Source organism: Geobacillus zalihae, from assembly GCF_030414215.1.
GTDB lineage: Bacteria > Bacillota > Bacilli > Bacillales > Anoxybacillaceae > Geobacillus > Geobacillus zalihae.
In genome coordinates this window covers 1,467,117-1,483,869 of the sequence record NZ_CP129217.1, presented here as the reverse complement: position 1 = coordinate 1,483,869, position 16,753 = coordinate 1,467,117, and the positions used below count along the sequence as shown (strand labels likewise).

At 56.0% G+C, this 16,753-nt stretch carries 19 protein-coding genes; 2 read left to right on the top strand and 17 right to left on the bottom strand.

Annotated features, from left to right (window positions below; translation table 11 throughout):
- Window positions 1-51: 51 nt before the first annotated feature.
- The 3 genes from QWV57_RS07535 to QWV57_RS07525 form a co-directional block, all read right to left on the bottom strand.
- Entirely contained in the window at window positions 52-222 is a 171-nt protein-coding gene (locus QWV57_RS07535) for a twin-arginine translocase TatA/TatE family subunit (RefSeq protein WP_011231011.1), read from the bottom strand.
- A gap of 108 nt (window positions 223-330) precedes the next feature.
- Window positions 331-510: an H-type small acid-soluble spore protein gene (locus tag QWV57_RS07530; protein WP_011231010.1), complete on the bottom strand. Its 180-nt coding sequence runs from the start codon at window positions 508-510 to the stop codon at window positions 331-333.
- Entirely contained in the window at window positions 511-672 is a 162-nt protein-coding gene (locus tag QWV57_RS07525) for a hypothetical protein (protein WP_223813664.1), read from the bottom strand. It abuts the gene before it with no gap.
- Window positions 673-797: 125 nt separating this feature from the next.
- On the opposite strand from QWV57_RS07525, the gene QWV57_RS07520 reads away from it, so the two are divergent.
- Complete coding sequence (locus tag QWV57_RS07520; RefSeq protein WP_015374699.1) at window positions 798-1,793, top strand: acyltransferase family protein; 996 nt, start codon at window positions 798-800, stop codon at window positions 1,791-1,793.
- 90 nt (window positions 1,794-1,883) lie between these two features.
- On the opposite strand, the gene thiE is transcribed toward QWV57_RS07520, so the two are convergent.
- The 5 genes from thiE to QWV57_RS07495 form a co-directional block, all read right to left on the bottom strand.
- The gene (thiE, locus tag QWV57_RS07515; RefSeq protein WP_013145493.1) at window positions 1,884-2,549 is read right to left on the bottom strand and encodes a thiamine phosphate synthase; all 666 of its coding nucleotides are present in this window, start codon (window positions 2,547-2,549) and stop codon (window positions 1,884-1,886) included.
- Window positions 2,550-2,554: 5 nt separating this feature from the next.
- The gene (gene thiD, locus QWV57_RS07510) at window positions 2,555-3,355 is read right to left on the bottom strand and encodes a bifunctional hydroxymethylpyrimidine kinase/phosphomethylpyrimidine kinase (RefSeq protein ID WP_053413475.1); all 801 of its coding nucleotides are present in this window, start codon (window positions 3,353-3,355) and stop codon (window positions 2,555-2,557) included.
- Window positions 3,356-3,373: 18 nt separating this feature from the next.
- On the bottom strand, window positions 3,374-4,183 hold the full coding sequence (thiM, locus tag QWV57_RS07505; protein WP_013145495.1) for a hydroxyethylthiazole kinase: 810 nt from the start codon (window positions 4,181-4,183) through the stop codon (window positions 3,374-3,376).
- A 172-nt stretch (window positions 4,184-4,355) separates the two neighbouring features.
- Window positions 4,356-5,378: a glycosyltransferase family 2 protein gene (locus QWV57_RS07500; RefSeq protein ID WP_015374695.1), complete on the bottom strand. Its 1,023-nt coding sequence runs from the start codon at window positions 5,376-5,378 to the stop codon at window positions 4,356-4,358.
- A gap of 1 nt (window position 5,379) precedes the next feature.
- Window positions 5,380-7,059, bottom strand: coding sequence for a DUF6044 family protein (locus QWV57_RS07495; protein ID WP_013523628.1), 1,680 nt, complete (start codon window positions 7,057-7,059; stop codon window positions 5,380-5,382).
- On the opposite strand from QWV57_RS07495, the gene QWV57_RS07490 reads away from it, so the two are divergent.
- Window positions 7,049-7,219, top strand: coding sequence for a hypothetical protein (locus tag QWV57_RS07490; RefSeq protein ID WP_155467694.1), 171 nt, complete (start codon window positions 7,049-7,051; stop codon window positions 7,217-7,219). The genes QWV57_RS07495 and QWV57_RS07490 overlap by 11 nt on opposite strands.
- Before the next feature lie 219 nt (window positions 7,220-7,438).
- Here QWV57_RS07490 and QWV57_RS07485 read toward each other — a convergent pair whose 3' ends face one another.
- The 9 genes from QWV57_RS07485 to QWV57_RS07440 all read right to left on the bottom strand — a co-directional run bounded on the left by QWV57_RS07485 (window position 7,439) and on the right by QWV57_RS07440 (window position 16,724).
- On the bottom strand, window positions 7,439-8,419 hold the full coding sequence (locus QWV57_RS07485; protein ID WP_015374694.1) for a phosphotriesterase family protein: 981 nt from the start codon (window positions 8,417-8,419) through the stop codon (window positions 7,439-7,441).
- Window positions 8,419-10,101: a long-chain fatty acid--CoA ligase gene (locus tag QWV57_RS07480; RefSeq protein ID WP_060788285.1), complete on the bottom strand. Its 1,683-nt coding sequence runs from the start codon at window positions 10,099-10,101 to the stop codon at window positions 8,419-8,421. Before QWV57_RS07480 ends, QWV57_RS07485 begins: the two co-directional genes overlap by 1 nt.
- 302 nt (window positions 10,102-10,403) lie before the next feature.
- Window positions 10,404-11,147 (bottom strand): 2-thiouracil desulfurase family protein, encoded by a 744-nt coding sequence (locus QWV57_RS17990; RefSeq protein WP_015374692.1) that lies wholly within the window; start codon window positions 11,145-11,147, stop codon window positions 10,404-10,406.
- Complete coding sequence (locus tag QWV57_RS07465; protein WP_015374691.1) at window positions 11,144-11,914, bottom strand: 5-oxoprolinase subunit PxpA; 771 nt, start codon at window positions 11,912-11,914, stop codon at window positions 11,144-11,146. Before QWV57_RS07465 ends, QWV57_RS17990 begins: the two co-directional genes overlap by 4 nt.
- Window positions 11,911-12,882, bottom strand: a complete 972-nt coding sequence (locus QWV57_RS07460) for a 5-oxoprolinase subunit C family protein (protein ID WP_033006630.1) — start codon at window positions 12,880-12,882, stop codon at window positions 11,911-11,913. Before QWV57_RS07460 ends, QWV57_RS07465 begins: the two co-directional genes overlap by 4 nt.
- Window positions 12,875-13,567, bottom strand: coding sequence for a 5-oxoprolinase subunit PxpB (pxpB, locus tag QWV57_RS07455; RefSeq protein ID WP_015374688.1), 693 nt, complete (start codon window positions 13,565-13,567; stop codon window positions 12,875-12,877). The genes QWV57_RS07460 and pxpB overlap by 8 nt, the downstream gene beginning before the upstream one ends.
- Window positions 13,564-14,313 carry an IclR family transcriptional regulator gene (locus tag QWV57_RS07450; protein WP_015374687.1) on the bottom strand — a complete coding sequence of 250 codons (750 nt, stop codon included), beginning with the start codon at window positions 14,311-14,313 and terminating at the stop codon, window positions 13,564-13,566. Before QWV57_RS07450 ends, pxpB begins: the two co-directional genes overlap by 4 nt.
- 132 nt (window positions 14,314-14,445) lie before the next feature.
- Window positions 14,446-14,889 (bottom strand): GNAT family N-acetyltransferase, encoded by a 444-nt coding sequence (locus QWV57_RS07445; RefSeq protein ID WP_033006629.1) that lies wholly within the window; start codon window positions 14,887-14,889, stop codon window positions 14,446-14,448.
- Between the two features lie 314 nt (window positions 14,890-15,203).
- Window positions 15,204-16,724 carry a bifunctional ADP-dependent NAD(P)H-hydrate dehydratase/NAD(P)H-hydrate epimerase gene (locus tag QWV57_RS07440; RefSeq protein WP_015374685.1) on the bottom strand — a complete coding sequence of 507 codons (1,521 nt, stop codon included), beginning with the start codon at window positions 16,722-16,724 and terminating at the stop codon, window positions 15,204-15,206.
- Between the last annotated feature and the right edge of the window lie 29 nt (window positions 16,725-16,753).

Here is a 16,753-nt window from a genome sequence, read left to right as displayed (position 1 = left end):
AGTCACGGACGAAATACAAAAATAAGAGGCCAGGCCTCTATGCCCAACCTCTTATTTTTGCGCTTTTGTCGTCTCGTCATCGTCGATGATGCCTTTTGTCGCATTCTTAAATTCGCGCAACGTTTTCCCGGCCGCTTGTCCTAACTCCGGCAGCTTTTTCGGTCCGAAAATGAGCAAAGCGAAAAAGACGATGAGCGCAATTTCTCCAAAGCCGATGTTCATGTTTGTCACTCCCATGTTCAAGCGTCGTTTCTTGAATCATTATACCATAGAAGAACGGACGGTGTCATCGTCTTTCCCTTGACAAAACGGCGACAATTTGCCCATCTCTCATTGTTCCTCAAGCAGTCGCACCGGTACGTCTTGTTCGTGTTCCGGCTCATCGGTGAAATAAACGCGAGCCATTTCGCGCTCATCATCGACGTGCTGAATCACCACTTGTTTCCCTTTATACATCACCGGAACGATCTCCCCAGCTTCAGCCATTCGCTTCGCCCGCAACAGTTCCATCTACTCCCCTCCTTTCGCACTGTCCTCCGCCTGCGCCCGCAAGCTTTTCCAAAACAACTCGTCGCTGCAGACGATCTCATGAAGCTCTCCTTCGTCTCCTTTGGCGTTGATGATTTCAAGCAACTGCGTCATATCGTCCATTTCGCGCCGATCGTTTTTCACCGAATCATCCCCTTTCTTTGGCAAACTGATGACAGCGGCCATCCCATCGCTTCGTTTCCTGCGTTGACTCCCTCAAAAAGAAGGAGTATGATTCGAATTGGTGTGTATAGAAAGGAGGAAACACTATGAAGGAGCGGGACTATTATTTTGACAACGCGAAATGCGCGCTCATGCTCCTCGTCGTGTTTGGCCACTTTCTACGCCCGTACATTGACGGCGTCTTATGGGTGCACAGCTTGTATACGTGGATTTTCTTTTTCCACATGCCAGCGTTCATTTTCATTTCCGGCTATTTCGCCAAAAAATTCCATGAGCACGGCTACTTGCAAAAAATCACGAAAAAATTGCTCATCCCGTACGTTCTGTTCCAGCTGCTGTATTCGATCTACTATTTCTTCCTGTATGACAAACAGTCGCTGGAACTTGACTTATTGACCCCGCATTGGAGTTTATGGTTTTTGCTCAGCCTGTTTAGCTGGAACGTGCTGCTGTTATGGTTCGGCCGGCTGCCAAAGCGGATCGCATTGCCGATGGCGCTTCTTCTCGGCTTGACCAGCGGCATGATGGAAGCGGAAAAATGGCTGAGCTTGTCGCGGACGCTCACGTTTTTCCCGTTCTTTTTGCTTGGATTTTTCTTTCAAAAGTCGGCGATCGAGCGCTTGTTTGCCGCCCCAGTGCGCCTCGTTTCGCTATTTGTGCTTGTTAGCATGTTTTTCGTCATCCATTTCGGGTTTCCGGATTTGCCGCAAGATTGGCTGTACGGCTCGAAATCGTACGATACGCTCGGCGTCTCGGAACCAGCCGGCATTGCGAGCCGCCTCGCCATTTATGGGGCGAGCCTGCTCATGATGTTTGGCTTTCTGTCGCTCATCCCGAGCCGTCGCTTCTCCTTTTCCGTGCTCGGGGCGCGCACGTTTTACATCTATATCTTGCACGGGTTTATTTTAAAATATTTGCACGAGACGCCATTCCCAGACTTTATTATGGATGTGCACGGCTATCCGCTTCTGCTTGCACTGTCGGTTGCCATGATGCTCATCCTTGGAAGCAAGCCGGTCGTCCGGCTCGTGCGGCCGCTGTTGGAATGGCGATGGCCGAACTGGCGGCAGACAACGACCTAGCCGTCAAAAAAGAAGGTGTCCCGAACTATCAACGGGACACCTTTTTTCATTTATGGCGCTTTGCCTACAAGTGGAAACCGACTTTTTCATTCAGCGCGTGCGAGCTGCCCGCACCGCTTCCGCTAAGGCGGCGGCCGCCGCCTTTGGCGACGGAGCCGAAGCGATGGCGCTGATGACGGATACCCCATCCGCCCCGGCTTCCACAACGGTTTTGGCGTTCGCAGCCGTAATGCCGCCAATGGCGACGATTGGAATGGTGATGCCGGCTTCGCGCAAGCGGCGGAGAACATCCGGTCCTTGCGCTTCCTTTGCATCCTCTTTCGAACTGGTCGGGTAAATCGGGCCGACGCCGAGGTAATCGGCGCCCGCCTCAACGGCCGCCATCGCTTCTTCGACGTTGTGCGCTGAGACGCCCAAAATTTTATCGCCGATTTTTTCCCGCACGCGCCGCGCGTCCTCATCGTCTTGACCGACGTGGACGCCGTCGGCATCAATGGCGAGAGCCAGCTCGACGTCATCGTTGACGATAAACGGTACCCCATAAGCGCGGCAAAGGTGCTGCAGCTGCCGGGCGAGCTCCTCTTTGTCCGCCCCTTTTAAAGCGCCCGGCCCTTTTTCGCGGAATTGAAACAACGTCACACCGCCGTCAAGCGCTTCTTTCAGCACATCGGCGGCCGGACGTTCGCTGTTTTGGCTTCCCATAATGAAGTAAACAGCCAGCCGCTCCTTCATTTCACCGCTCGCGATGCGCGCCATCGTTCTCACTCTCCGTATTGGCGGTACGCCCAATGGTTCGTCGGCCCATGGCCTTGGCCGATGCCGAGCGGATGGGCAATCGCCGATTGCACAAACGCCTTCGCCGTCGCGACAGCGTCGACAGGATGCCGCCCTTTCGCCAGCTCAGCGGCGATCGCCGCGGCAAACGTACAGCCGGTTCCGTGCGTATGGCGCGTGTCAATTCGCTTGCTTTTAAAATAGGAAAATTCGCTGCCGTTATACAGCAAGTCGACGGTTTCTTCGCCATCATCGTCATGGCCGCCTTTCACGACGACATAGCGGGCGCCCATCCGGTGGAGGAGGCGCGCGGCTTCACGGCGGTCATCCATCGTGCGGATGACAACGCCCGTCAACGCTTCCGCTTCTGGAATGTTCGGTGTAATGACAAGCGCCATCGGCAGCAGCTCTTCTTTCAGCGCGGCCACCGCCTCTTCTTGCAACAGCGGAGCGCCGCCTTTGGCGATCATCACCGGGTCGACGACCAGCCGCTCCCATTTCTGTTTTTTCACTTGTTCAGCAACCGTACGAATGATCTCGGCACTAAAGAGCATGCCGGTTTTCACCGCATCCGCGCCTAAATCGGCGGCCACCGATTCGATCTGGGCGGCGACTGCTTCCGCCGACAGCGGAAAGACGCCTTGCACGCCAAGTGTGTTTTGCGCCGTCACCGCCGTGATCGCTGACATGCCAAAGACGCCGAGCTCCTGGAACGTTTTGAGATCGGCTTGGATGCCGGCGCCGCCGCCGCTGTCCGACCCGGCAATCGTCAACGCTTTGTACACCATCGTGTTTCTCCTCCCCTTTTACCGTTGTTCCACCCGGCCATACCGTTTGACATCATCGACGCTTGTATACGCCAACGCGTCCAAAAACGCCGTCTGGAAGCTGCCCGGTCCGCGCTCCCCGGCTTTGGCCGCCGCCTGCTCCGCTGCGACGCCGTAATACACAAGAGCGGCCACCGCCGCTGCCGCCGCATCGCGCTCCACGGCCGCAAACGCTCCGACAACTGATGTCAGCAAGCAGCCCGCTCCGGTCACTTTTGTCAACAACGGATGGCCGTTCTGAATCAGATACGTCGTCTGTCCGTCCGCAACGACGTCCTCTTTTCCAGTAATCGCGACAACGGCGCCGAGCTGCTCCGCCGCCCGTTTGGCCAACGCCACTCGATCGCCGCTTCCTCCGCCGGCGTCAACTCCTTTAATCGCCCACGCCTCACCGATCATATTGGCGATCTCCGCCGCATTGCCACGGATCACGGCGAGCTTGACTTGTTCCGCGATGCGGCGCGCCGTCTCCGTCCGGTAGCGCGTGGCCCCGGCCCCGACCGGGTCGAAAATGACCGGCACGCCGGCTTCATTGGCCGCCTGGCCGGCGACAAGCATCGCTTCCACCTCTTTGTCATTCAACGTCCCAATATTGAGGACAAGCGCTCCAGCGAGCTTCGCCATCTCGCCCACTTCCTCTTTCGCATACGCCATCACCGGCGAAGCGCCAAGCGCAAGCAGCCCATTTGCCGTAAAATTCGTCACAACGACATTCGTGATATTATGGACGAGCGGATTCTCCTCTCTTACCCGCTCGAGCAGTTCCGCCCATTCATGCCAATTGGCCATTTCCGGTTTCTCCCCTTTCCAAGCCTTTTCGCCGGCCATACACTGACTTTCGCCGTATTTTCGGCCAATGGAATGATCCATTCTCCCCATCCATCAGTCTACTCTTTCTTTTTTTGAATTGCAAGACAAAGAAAAAAGGCGGCCGCCAAAGCGCACCTCCCTTTTTGTTCCATTACGAACGCGGCCATTCGGCCGCGCCTCCCTCTTCGGGCGGCGCCGCCGGCGACAGCCGCTGCGGCAGCGGCCAATTCCACAAATCCAAATCGATGATATAACGCGGCCTCCGTTTCGTTTCTTTGTAAATTTTTCCAATATATTCACCAATCAGCCCGAGCGCCATCAGCTGCAAGCCCCCTAACAGCCAGATGGACGTAATGAGCGACGTCCAACCCGTTTCCGTATGCCCGACCCATTTGAGAAAAAGAAAATAGGCGCCAAACATCAAGCTGACGACAAACGAGAGAAACCCAACGAGCGAAATGAAACGGATCGGGGTGACGCTGAACGACGTCACGCCGTCAAGCGCAAAGGCGATCATTTTTTTCAGCGGATATTTCGTTTTCCCGGCCGGCCGCTCTTTTCGGTCATAATAAACCGTCGCCGACCGAAAGCCCAAAAGTGGAACGATGCCGCGCAAAAACAAGTTCACTTCCCCGAACTGTTCAAGCGCGTCCACAGCGCGCCGGCTCATAAGGCGATAGTCGGCGTGATTGTAAACGATATCGACGCCAAACGCCTTCATCAACCGATAAAACCCTTGCGCCGTATGGCGCTTGAACCATGTATCGGCATCGCGCCGCCGGCGCACGCCGTAGACGATGTCATAGCCTTCGCGAAACTTTTGCACAAATTCCCGAATCGCCGCTACATCATCTTGCAAATCGGCGTCGATCGAAATGAGGCAATCGGCATGCCTTTTCGCGGCGAACAGCCCAGCAAGCAGCGCGTTTTGATGCCCGGCGTTATGCGCCAGTTTCAGCCCTTTCACTTCCGGGTGGCGCAAACTCGCTTTGTATATGATCTTCCATGTGTCATCACAGCTGCCGTCATCGACGAACAAAAGCGCGCTGTTGGATGAAATGAGCTGCTCTTCAATCAATTGTTCGCGCAACTCCCGTAAGCGGCGGATCGTCTCCGGCAGCACCTCTTCTTCGTTGTAACACGGCACAACAATAGCCAACGTCGGTTCGAACATGTCACCTTCCTCCCTCCGGCACGACTTTGTATAAATAGATGGTCCACGCGGACTCTTTGGAACGGAACACCCGCTCAAGGCTCAAGGCGTTTTTGCTGGCATTTTCAATCGGCAGCGCTGAAAAAATGTAGCGCCCGCCCATGTCATAAAACACGTTTGTGTTCAATTCCAAGTTGCGAATCGTCCGCTTCGAGTTTTTCTGAAACATATACCGCTTGCCCAGCTCATCGACGAACAAATAGCAGCGCCCGCCCCATTCATCGAAATACTGGCGCAGTTTTTTGTTTTTCGCGAGCTCCTTGGCGATGATGCGGCGAAACCGATGCTTGTATTCGAGCGGATAAAAGTTGTTGTACGTATCGAGTGTGTAAAAGCCGTTGTATTGAGCGATCGCCGGGTGGATGCCGATGCTGGCGACACGGTATGTATGCACCGGGCGGCCGATATAGCGGCGAATGGCGGCAAACTGCTTTTCCGCGTAAAACTCGCGAAACGACGGCTTGTCGCGGTAGACGATTTCCTCATTGCATAAAGCAAGCACGACAAGCTGCAAGACAATGGCCGCCGCACCAACCGCCCGCCACCTTCGGCCTTCCTGCCAAAAAATTTTCAGCGCCAGTGCAAACAAGACGTAAATCACCATTGGCCGCAAAAAATGGTAGCGGGCGAAATTGAACTTATCGAGCAAATCAAACCGTTCGGTGAGCGGCAGCCATCCTTTGTAAAACCAAAACGCATACCATGTCGACAACGCGAAGTTCAACCCGTGCAAAATCAAAAACAGTTTCTCCCGCCGCCAGCTTTTCCGCTTCCATACAATGTACAAGGCAACGAGCGTCACCGGTAAAATGACGAGCCCATGCACGGTCATGACGTGGGTGTGGCCGAGCACATAGTTTTTGAACGTCAGCCGGATGACGCGCCAAAGCGGCAGACGGGCGTGGAAATATTCGTCGCGGCTTGTCGGCTCATTGGAAAACAAGAGCGAATGGACAAGCCGGTAATCGACCGCCAAATAGAGCATCGTCATATAGACGATGGCCGCCAAAAACCGCCAATTCCAACCCTTGCCGCGGATGACATCAATGAGCCACCAAATCCCAAGCGCGCTCAAGAAAAAGAAAAATCCAAGCACGAAGCTCGAATAGAGCGGCAAAAGCGTCAACACCGCCCAGTTCACCCATGAACGCTCGCCGCCCCGAATGTTTAAAAACGCCCAAAGCGCAAGCGGCATCCCGAGCGTACTTAACATTCCCGATGGCCAAAACGGCGTCAAGGCAAACGTCAACGAAGAGCCGATGCGAATCCATCCCCAGCGCTCGCCCGGCAGCACATGTTTTCGCAGCAGCAAATACATGCCGATGAACGCCAATACGCGGGTTGCGGCTTGACTGAGCCCATAGGCGTAAATGGATGGAAACAGGGCGTGAAGCCAAACGATGCCGCTGAATTCTGTGCCGAACGCGTTGCGCGGCAGGCCGTTGATGATTTGCGGAATGACCCCATCGACCGGTCCGAACAGCTCACCGCTTCGAGTGAGCACCTTATACCAAGCGATGTTGGAATCCAAATTGTCATGAACGCGCATATGCGCATCTTCACCGAGCACAAAGTACGGCGACACGTACAAGGCGATGGCAACGAAAGAGAAGAGCAGGAGTCTCTTTTCGATGGACGGCACCTTTTCTCCCCCTTTCGCTTTTACTCATGTCTTTCCTTATTGTTCAACCCAACAGGAAAATTATTCATGGGAATGGAAAAAAACGGACTCCCGTCCAAACAAAAAAACCGCCGTCGGCCAATTGAAGCCTGATGACGGCGGTTTTCTATTCACCTTTTGAACAGCCTTTTGCAGGCAACACAACGTTGCCCAAAAAAGCTGGTGATGGAACGAAAAAACGCGCGAACCATGGAGATTTCGCTCTTGAACGCTCTCCCACCTACGCTCACGCGTGGAAGTGGGGGTTTTCTCGGTTCAGGATGATCAACAACCGCTTTTCCGCGCGTTCGCAACAACGATTTTGCAGAAAGCGCGGTTTTTACCGACCTTGCAAACGGCGTCAAGCCGAGAACAGCGCCGCCGGATTGCCGATGAACATTTGCTCAAGCACTTCGTCGCGGATTCCTTCATTTTTCAGCGCGGGAATGAGGTTCACAAACAAATGCTCGACATGCCAATTTTTCATCATTTCCGCAAACGGCTCCGGCAGCGTAAACGGCCGGCCAAGCCAAACGTTGACAGTGTCATGCGACAGCATAATTTGTTTCTCGTACCCATCGCGGAGCAGAGCAAGGAGCGTCCGCACCCGCTCCTCATCAGTCGGCGCGCCGACCATCCCTTGGATGCCGAAGCGGTCAAACGCAATGTAAACGCCGTAAGCAAGCGTCTTTCGATGATAGTCCGGGTCCGTGTTGCCGCACATATGGCCGATGACAATTTTTTTCGGATCGGCGCCGTGCTCAAGCAAATAGGCGGCTTGTTCCGGCCCCATCGTTCCTTCTTGCGTATGGGTGATGATGACCGCACCCGTCTCTTTTTGCGCGCGGGCGGCAGCGCGGAAGAACATCTTTTCGTACTCGGTGATGCACCCTTTGCTCGAGGCGAGCTTGATGACACCCGCCTTGATTCCGGTATCGGCAATGCCCTCGGTCAGCTCGGCCATAAACATGTCGTAAATATCATCTTCCGCTGTTCCGAGAAGCCGGCGGAATTGGAAGTACGGCGGCGCCCCTTCCCCTTCATAATAATAGCCGGTGGCGCAAATAATGTTCAGTCCCGTCTCTTCAGCAACGCGCCGCAAAAATGCCGGGTTGCGCCCGCAGTCGTTCGGCGTCGGATCGACAACCGTTTGAATGCCGTGCCGCTTCATCTTTTCCGCCGCCTCGACTGCGACGCGAAGCGCCTCGTCTTCGCGGAACGTGCCGCGCGTCACATCGCCTTGAAACCCTGGATAGCCGAAGAGGAAATGCTCGTGGATGAGCGTTTTGCCAAGCTGTTCCACCGGCACTGGGCCAAGGACGGTTTCGACCGTCTTCGCCATCAGGCGTTCACCCCTTTCCCCGCTTTTTCATATTCCTCTTCCTGCAATTTTCGCCAAAGCAACTTGCCGCTTGACGTCATCGGCAGCGACGAGCGGAATTCGACGAGGCGCGGATATTTGTACGCCGCCATTTGCGTCTTGGACCATTCAATGATCTCTTCTTCCGTTACTTTGCCGACATACTCGTCATGAAGGACGATAAACGCCTTCACCGTTTCGCCGCGGCGCGGATCCGGCACGCCGACGACGCACGCCTGCTGAACAGCCGGATGTTTGTACAAAAGCGACTCGACTTCGGTCGGCCACACTTTGTATCCAGAAGCGTTGATCATCCGTTTGACGCGGTCGACGATGAAAAAGTAGCCTTCCTCATCCATCCGCCCGATGTCGCCGGTGCGGAAAAACCGCTTGCCGTCGAGCTCGATGAACGCTTCTTCCGTTTCTTTTTCACGCCGGTAATAGCCGCGGAACACTTGCGGACCACAAACGACGATCTCCCCGACTTCGCCGACGCCAAGCTCCCGCCCCGTCGCCGGGTCGATGATGCGCGCGTCGACGTCAAACGACGGAACGCCGAGACATTGCAATTTCGGCCGGTCCGGCGGATTGAAATGCGTCTGCGAAATCGTCTCCGTCAGCCCGTAGCCTTCAAAATAACGGACGCCGGTGAGCTGGAACAATTTTTCCCCGACCGCTTCCGGAAGCGCCGCTCCGCCGCCGGAAATGCTCGAAAGCGAGGAAATGTCATACCGGCCAAGCGCCGGGTTGGCCAAAAAGTCGATCAGCATCGTGCTGATGTTCACCCAATGCGTGCAGCGGTGCAATTCAATCAGTCGGGCGGCCGCGTCCCGATCCCAGCGCGTCATCAACACCATGGCGGCGCCGGCGAAAATCGGCGTATGCATGCTATGGACCATCCCCGTGACATGGAAAAACGGCAGCGTCGCCAACGCGACCGAATCGCTCGTCACATCGCCCCAGTGGTAGGCGCCGACGATGTTGGCGTTCACCGTCCGGTGCGGGTGGATGCAGCCTTTTGGCACCCCGGTCGTCCCGGATGTGTATGGCAAGACGGCGATGTCATCAACATGGCCGTTGTATGGAAGCGGCGGCAATTGGGCGCCGAGGCAGTCCGCCCATAAAAGAATGCGCTCATCCCCAATGGCCCGCCGCGGCGCCGCCACTTCAGCCGGAAGCGAAACCGGCGATTCATCGGAAGCATAATCAGAATAAGCGGCGACGATGATTTGTTCCAACGCCGTTCGTCCAAGGAGCGGGGCCGCTTTGTCAAGCAGCTCCTGTCCAACGATGGCGACTCTCGTTTCGCAATCATGGACGTAAAAGGAAAGCTCCTCTGAGGTGTTCATCGGATTGATCGGCACGACGATCGCTTCAGCGCGCAAAATGGCATAGTAGGAGATGACAAACTGCGGAGAATTTTGCATGTACAAGAGAACGCGGTCGCCCGGTTTGACGGACAGCTTTTGCTGCAAATAGCCGGCCAACGCGTTCACTTCATCGAGCAACTGTTTGTACGAATACACGGCTCCGTAATAGTAAATCGCCGTTTTGTTCGGATAGCGCTTCGCCGTTGTTTCCAAATGGTCGACCAGCGTCGTCTCCGGCACAGCCAGCGTTTTTGAGAGCCGTTTCGGCCAATACGGGTAATGTCTCGTATTCATTCCGTTTTCCTCCTCCTTTTCACGCGATCGTTCACTGCGGCAGCCTCCACGCAAGCAGCATTGGATAGCTTTTTTTACTGACCAGTTGGTATATAGCCGACTATTTTTTATTGTACACGCTTTCATGAATATTTTCAATAATTTTCTGAATATACAAAACAAAAAATACACCGCCTACAACAGGCGGCAGACGATCGCTTTGATGTCTGCTCCGTGCATACCGTTTCCCCTTTCTTGGCCCGTCATCATTTGCTTGTTCGTTTTTGGTTGATAGACAAAAGCCAATATGGCAAAATATGATTCTAGAAAAGCTTACCATTATGTTGCAAAGAGGAGGAACACATGATGAGATTCGTGATCCCGCTTGTCCTTTCCTTTGCGCTCGCAGCCAGCTTTTTCTTCGACTCGTTCCGTTCGGCCGAAGCGGCAGCCAAAATCAAAACGTATCCAAACTGCACCGCGCTGAACAAAGAGTATCCAGGGGGCGCGGCCCGCTCCGCCTCTGTCAAAAACAAAGGAGGTGGCAAATTCATTTCCCTCGTCCAATCTCGGTTCGTCGACGACTGCACAAGCCGCCTTTCCTCGCCTCGTTTCACAAGTCGGACCGTCTCCCGCGGAACCCCAAGCCCAATGGCCACTTCTGGGCATACAGGCACAAGCCGAGCAAACTCCCCTAAACGAGAGACAAACGAATTGTGAATGATATCGCCGTTATACCGGCAGGCAGAAAAGCCGAGGCATTCGCTGACCACCACTGTCGGAATGGCGTAGTGCATCCTTTTGTACTCCTTTCTCGTTCCGTCACCTCTCTTTGTTATTGTAACCAATTGAAGATCGACTGTCATGAAGGCCATTTCATTGAGCCAGCCAAAAAATCGGTATAAGTTAGAAGAAGCAATAAACAGCTCCAAATGAAAACAGCGCCCTAAGCGAGTTTCCTGCTTAAGGCGCTTATTCGGCAGCTGCTGCATGGCAGTGCACACGCCCATATACACCATTAAAGAAGACGGCAAGGGCGCCAAATATGGTGTTCCGGCTTTCTTCATCGTCTTTCCTCTCGGCGCGGCGCCTGAATGGCGATGCCTTCGTTTTGCAAGGCTTGATAGAGCCGCTTGGCAAATCGCACCGCCTGTTCATTGTCGCCATGGAGACAGACGGTGTCGGCTTCAATCGCCACGTCCGTCCCTTGCACCGAGCGAACGCGCCGGTCGCGGATCATCATAAGCACTTGCGTGACCGCTTCGTCTTCATCCGCGATGATGGCGCGCGGATCGCTTCTTGGGGTGAGCGAACCGTCCGCCTGATACGTCCGGTCGGCGAACACTTCGCTCGCCGTACACAAGCCGTAGGCGCGGCCGGCGCGGATGAGTTCGCTTCCCGACAAGCCGTATAAGACAAGCATCGGATCGACATCATGCACCGCTTTGGCGATCGCTTCGGCCAGCGCCGCGTCTTTCGCCGCCATATTGTACAAGGCGCCGTGCGGCTTCACATGCGTCATCACGCCGCCTTCCGCCTTCACAAACGCAGCCAGCGCGCCGATTTGGTAGACTACATAGGCGTATACCTCCTCTGGCGAAACGGCCATGGCGCGCCGTCCGAAGCCAAGCAAATCCGGAAACCCCGGGTGGGCGCCGATGGCAACGCCATGCTGGATGGCGAGTTGCACCGTCCGCCGCATGACGAGCGGGTCGCCGGCGTGAAACCCACAGGCGATGTTGACAGAGGTCACGTACGATAAGATTTCTTCCTGCCCAAGCCTATACACCCCAAAGCTTTCGCCGAAATCGCAATTCAAATCAATCGTCCTCACCGTTCTCCCTCCCATTGACGGCGAATGGCCGCAATCCATCGAGCCAGCCGTTGCTGTTGTTCCTTATAAAGCCACATCGCTTCTTCCGGCCCGATCGGCTGAAATTGGATAAAGTCACCCGGGCGAGCCTGCGCGAGAATCGGCAAATCCACAGCCGCGACTTGGGCGATGCGCGGGTAGCCGCCGGTCGTCTGGCTGTCCGCCATCAATACGATCGGCTGGCCGGATGCTGGGACTTGCACCGTGCCGAAAACGACCGCTTCCGAGACCATCTCCCGCTCGCGCACAAGCGCCAACGTTGGACCGGAAAGCCGATAGCCGATCCGATCGGACTGCGTCGTCACCTCATAGCGGGCGGCGAAAAACTGGCGGCGGCTCGCCGGCGTAAATTCGTCATACTCCGGACCGGGAACCGCGCGCACCGTTTTCGTTTTCCCACCGATATAGCGGCGGGCGGCCGAAGCAAGACCCCAACGCATCCGGCCGATAACACGACGCCCATGAGTAACGCCGACCGGCAGTGCATCGCCCCGCTGCAACGGGCGGCCTGAAAGCCCGCCAAGCTGGGCTGGAACGTACGTGGAACGGCTGCCCATCACGGGCGGGACGTCGATGCCGCCTGATACAGCGATATACGCTCGAAACCCCGTCCGACACACCCCTACTTCGAGCACATCGCCCGGCTCAACAGCCATCGGCTTCCAAAGTGCAAACGTCCGCCCATTGAGCGTACACGGGAAATCGCCGCCGCATACCGCAACAACGGCCTCGACGCGAAACCGAAGCGTCGGTCCGGCCATCGTCGCCTCAAGCACCGCCTCATCACCGTTGTTGCCGACAAGCGCATTAGCCAGGCGATACGCCCACGCATCCATCGCCCCGCCCGCCGGCACGCCGGCATGCCGGTAGCCAAAACGCCCGCCATCTTGCACGGTTGTAAACAACCCAGCCTCGATGACGTCAATCATGTTCCTCGCTCCAACGTGCAAATTCATCAGCCCCAATCGGCTGAAACGCGACGATATCACCAGCCGCAAGCAAACTTGGCTTCTCTCGGTGCGGGTCAAATAGCTTCAGCGGCGTTCGACCGATCAGTTGCCAGCCGCCCGGCGTCGCAAGCGGGTAGACGCCCGTCTGTCCGCCGGCGATGCCGACCGAACCGGCAGGCACTTTTGTGCGCGGCACCGACCGCCTTGGCGTCGCCAAGCGCGGCGACAACCCTCCTAAATAGGCAAATCCAGGAGAAAAGCCGATCATATAAACTCGGTAGCGTCCGGCCGAATGGAGCGCTACCACTTCGTCTTCTGTCATCCCATGGAAACGAGCGACATCCGGCAAATCCGGACCGAATTCGCCGCCGTAACAGACGGGAATGACGACCGTCCGCGCCGAACGCCGCACCGCTTGTTCAGACCGCCTGATGTTTTTCCTTAGCCATGCGCCTATGCCGATGTAATCGATCATCAATGGATCATAGTAGATGGTGAGCGACGAAAACGCCGGCACGATCTCCTCGATGCCTTCTTTTCGCTCGGCCTGAAGCCGGGCGGCCGTTTGGTGGACGATATCATTCACGTCCTCGTCAATGCGGTCTGAAAACCGAACCGTCACCGCATATTCGCATAATGGAAACAACGTATACTCCACCGTCATCCCTTCCCCCGAAAGCCGAGTTCGCGCGAAATGTCCATCGCCGCCTGCTTCAATCGCGGAACGATGCGCGCCACATCATCTGGCGAAAAGCGTTGTTCCGGCCCGGCGACGCTCAGCCCGGCAACCGCCGTCCCTTCATGGTTGAAAATCGGCACCGCAACGGCGGCCGAATAGTTTTCCAGCTCAGAATAGCTGACCGTATAGCCGCGGCACCGGTCTTCTTCCAACAACCGGCGAAGCGCTTCTTTGTCGGTCACCGTATGTTTGGCGATTTTAACAAGTTCGACTTGTTCTACATAACGTTCCCGCTCCGCCTTGTCCATAAACGCAAGCAACACGCGGGGACACGCACCGGCGTACAACGGAGCGCGCCGCCCGACTTTCGTATAGACGCGCACCGGCTCGGACGTCTCGACTTTTTCGATATACAGCGCCTCATCACCGTCGCGAATGACAAGATTCACCGCTTCGTTCGTCTCCTCTTTCAGCCGCTTCATCACGGGCAGCGCCGCCCGGCGAATATCAAGCCGCTCGGCGACGAGTGCGCCAAACGTCAAGAAGGCTAAACCGAGCTCATAGTGATCGTCTCGTTTTTGCAAAAAACCGAGGACAACAAGCGACTGGGCCATTCGATACACCGACGTTTTCGGCATCCGAAGCCGTTCGACCATCTCCGGCAATGTCAACCGTTCGCAATCGAGAAACAAATCAAGCAGTTCTTTTGTTTTTAACACCGTTTTGTTCATCGTCGCCCCTCTGTTCCGAATATCAGAATATCAATTCCAAAATACGACCTATATATTTCGTATTATAATGAAAAGTGGGACAACTTTCTACTCCAAAAATGAAAAGCGTCTGCTGAACAGACGCCGTTGGATTCAACTCGATAAGCGTTTCAAAAACACATAACTGACTTTTTCATATTCCATTTTTTCCTCATAGAAGCGATGGGCGTCAATCCGCTGCAAGCCGGAGGAGAGCGAGACAATCCCGTAGCCGTGCTCCTTCGCCCACTCGTGTACATAGGACAGCAACGCTTTTCCATACCCTTTCGAACGTTCGCTCGAAGCGGTCACCAAATCGCACACCCAAATAAAGCGGCCGTTATAGAGCGTGATCATCGGCATGAATCCGACAACGGCAACCATTTTGTCCTGATCATATAACGCCGCAAGCTTATACCCTTCTTTTTCTTGCGCTTCCCGCACAAGCGCCGTGTATGTTTCCTCATCCAAATGGGTGCGCAGCTCGCGCATCACCGGAAAGGCGCTTCTCACTTCTTCCTCCGTTTCAAGCCAAACGAATTGCGGCACGATTCCCATCTCCCTTCTTCTATTTCTACATTCATTATAGCCATGTTTGTCCAAAAATGGAACTGCCGCCTTTCCGCAACGTTGATCATCGTTTCGAAAGAAGACTCCCGCTTCAAGCGCGTGAAGGGCGCAACCCAGCGATCAGCGAAAGCTGAATGTCGGCTGATAAACCAACCATTACAGCCGCAGCCGCAAATACGGCCTCAGCGGTTTGCGCCCGAACCGCATGCCTTATGCGCAGGAAAAAGACAACGCCAGCCGGTCATCGCAAACCGGCTGGAATCGTGTTCATCCCCCAGCGCTCCTTTCATTGAAGCGGTTGATCACGTCAGCGAAGCAAGCACAGCCGGCAAGGCATCCACAACGTCCGACGCCAATACATCCCAGGGCGAATGACCGTGTTGAACAAGCCTATCAGCAGCCTTTCCATGCACGAACACCGCATTGCTCACCGCCGGCTGCACCGCCTCGTGCTGCAGCAAAAACGCCGCCACGATGCCCGTCAACACGTCGCCGCTCCCGCCTTTCGCCAAAGCCGGGTTGCCGGTCGTGTTGACATATTGCGATCCATCCGGCGCCGTCACAATCGTATACGGCCCTTTCAACACGACATACACGCCATATTCCATCGCCAGCCGCTTCGACACGCCAAACCGGTCGCGTTCCACCTCGCTGACCGGGCGGCGAAGGAGGCGCGCCATTTCCCCCGGATGCGGCGTGATCACCGTCGGCGCGCTCCGTTCGCGCACCAGCTCGGCGTAATCGCCCCAAAAAAACAAGGCATCGGCGTCGATGACAAGCGGCACCGGCTGGCGCACAAGCTCATTGACCAAGCGGCGAACCCCTTCCGTCCGGCCCATCCCTGGGCCGACAGCGATCGCATCGATCTCAAGCCCATCCCAATCGGCCGCGCCGGCAAACGCGCCGCCCTCGGCCGGCCATGGTCGGCACATCGCTTCCGGCACGCGGTTGGCAACCGCCTCATACACCGTTTCCGGAACGGCGATCGTCACCAGCCCCGCCCCGCTGCGAAGCGCCGCCTTCGCGGCGAGCGTCACCGCTCCGGCCATCGCCTTGGACCCGCCGACGATGAGCAACTTGCCGTACGTTCCTTTATGAGATGACCGTGTTCGCTTCGGCATCGTCCGCACCACATCGCTCTTTTCCCACAAAAACCGAGCAGCCGCCTTCGCCTGCACCGCCGCCGGCGGAATGCCGATATCGACAACAGCGATTTCTCCGTAATAATCGGCTGCTGGGAACGTATACGCCCCAAGCTTTGGGCATTGAATGGTAAATGTCACATCCGCACGTACCGCTGCAGTCACATCCCCACCACCGGCCGGCACTCCGCTTGGCACATCGATGGCATATACAACCGCCCGCGAGCCATTCACTTGTTCAATGATGTCTTTGTACGGCTGGCGCACATCCCCTTTGACGCCGATGCCAAGCAAGGCGTCAATGATGATGTCATAATGCGGCAAGAGCGCCGCCAACTCCCGCTCTTTTCCTTCATAAGCGATCCATGCATAACCGGACCGCTCGTACACCTCAAGCGCCGTGCGCGCCGCCCCTTTCACCTTTTCCTTTGGCGGAACGAGCCAGACATCGGTTTCATAGCCATAACTTTTCAACATGCGCGCGATGACGAACCCATCGCCGCCGTTGTTGCCCGTGCCCGCGAGCACCGCCACCTTGGCAGCGGGCGGAATCCGCTTCTTCAGCGCCCAAAACAGCGCCTGTCCGGCGTTTTCCATCAACGAGTCAGCGCTGATGCCGATCCGTTCTGCCACTTCCCGGTCAATGGCGTACATTTCCTCAGCCGTTACGATCGGAATCATATACGTTGCCCCTTTCGATTGTTCTTCCC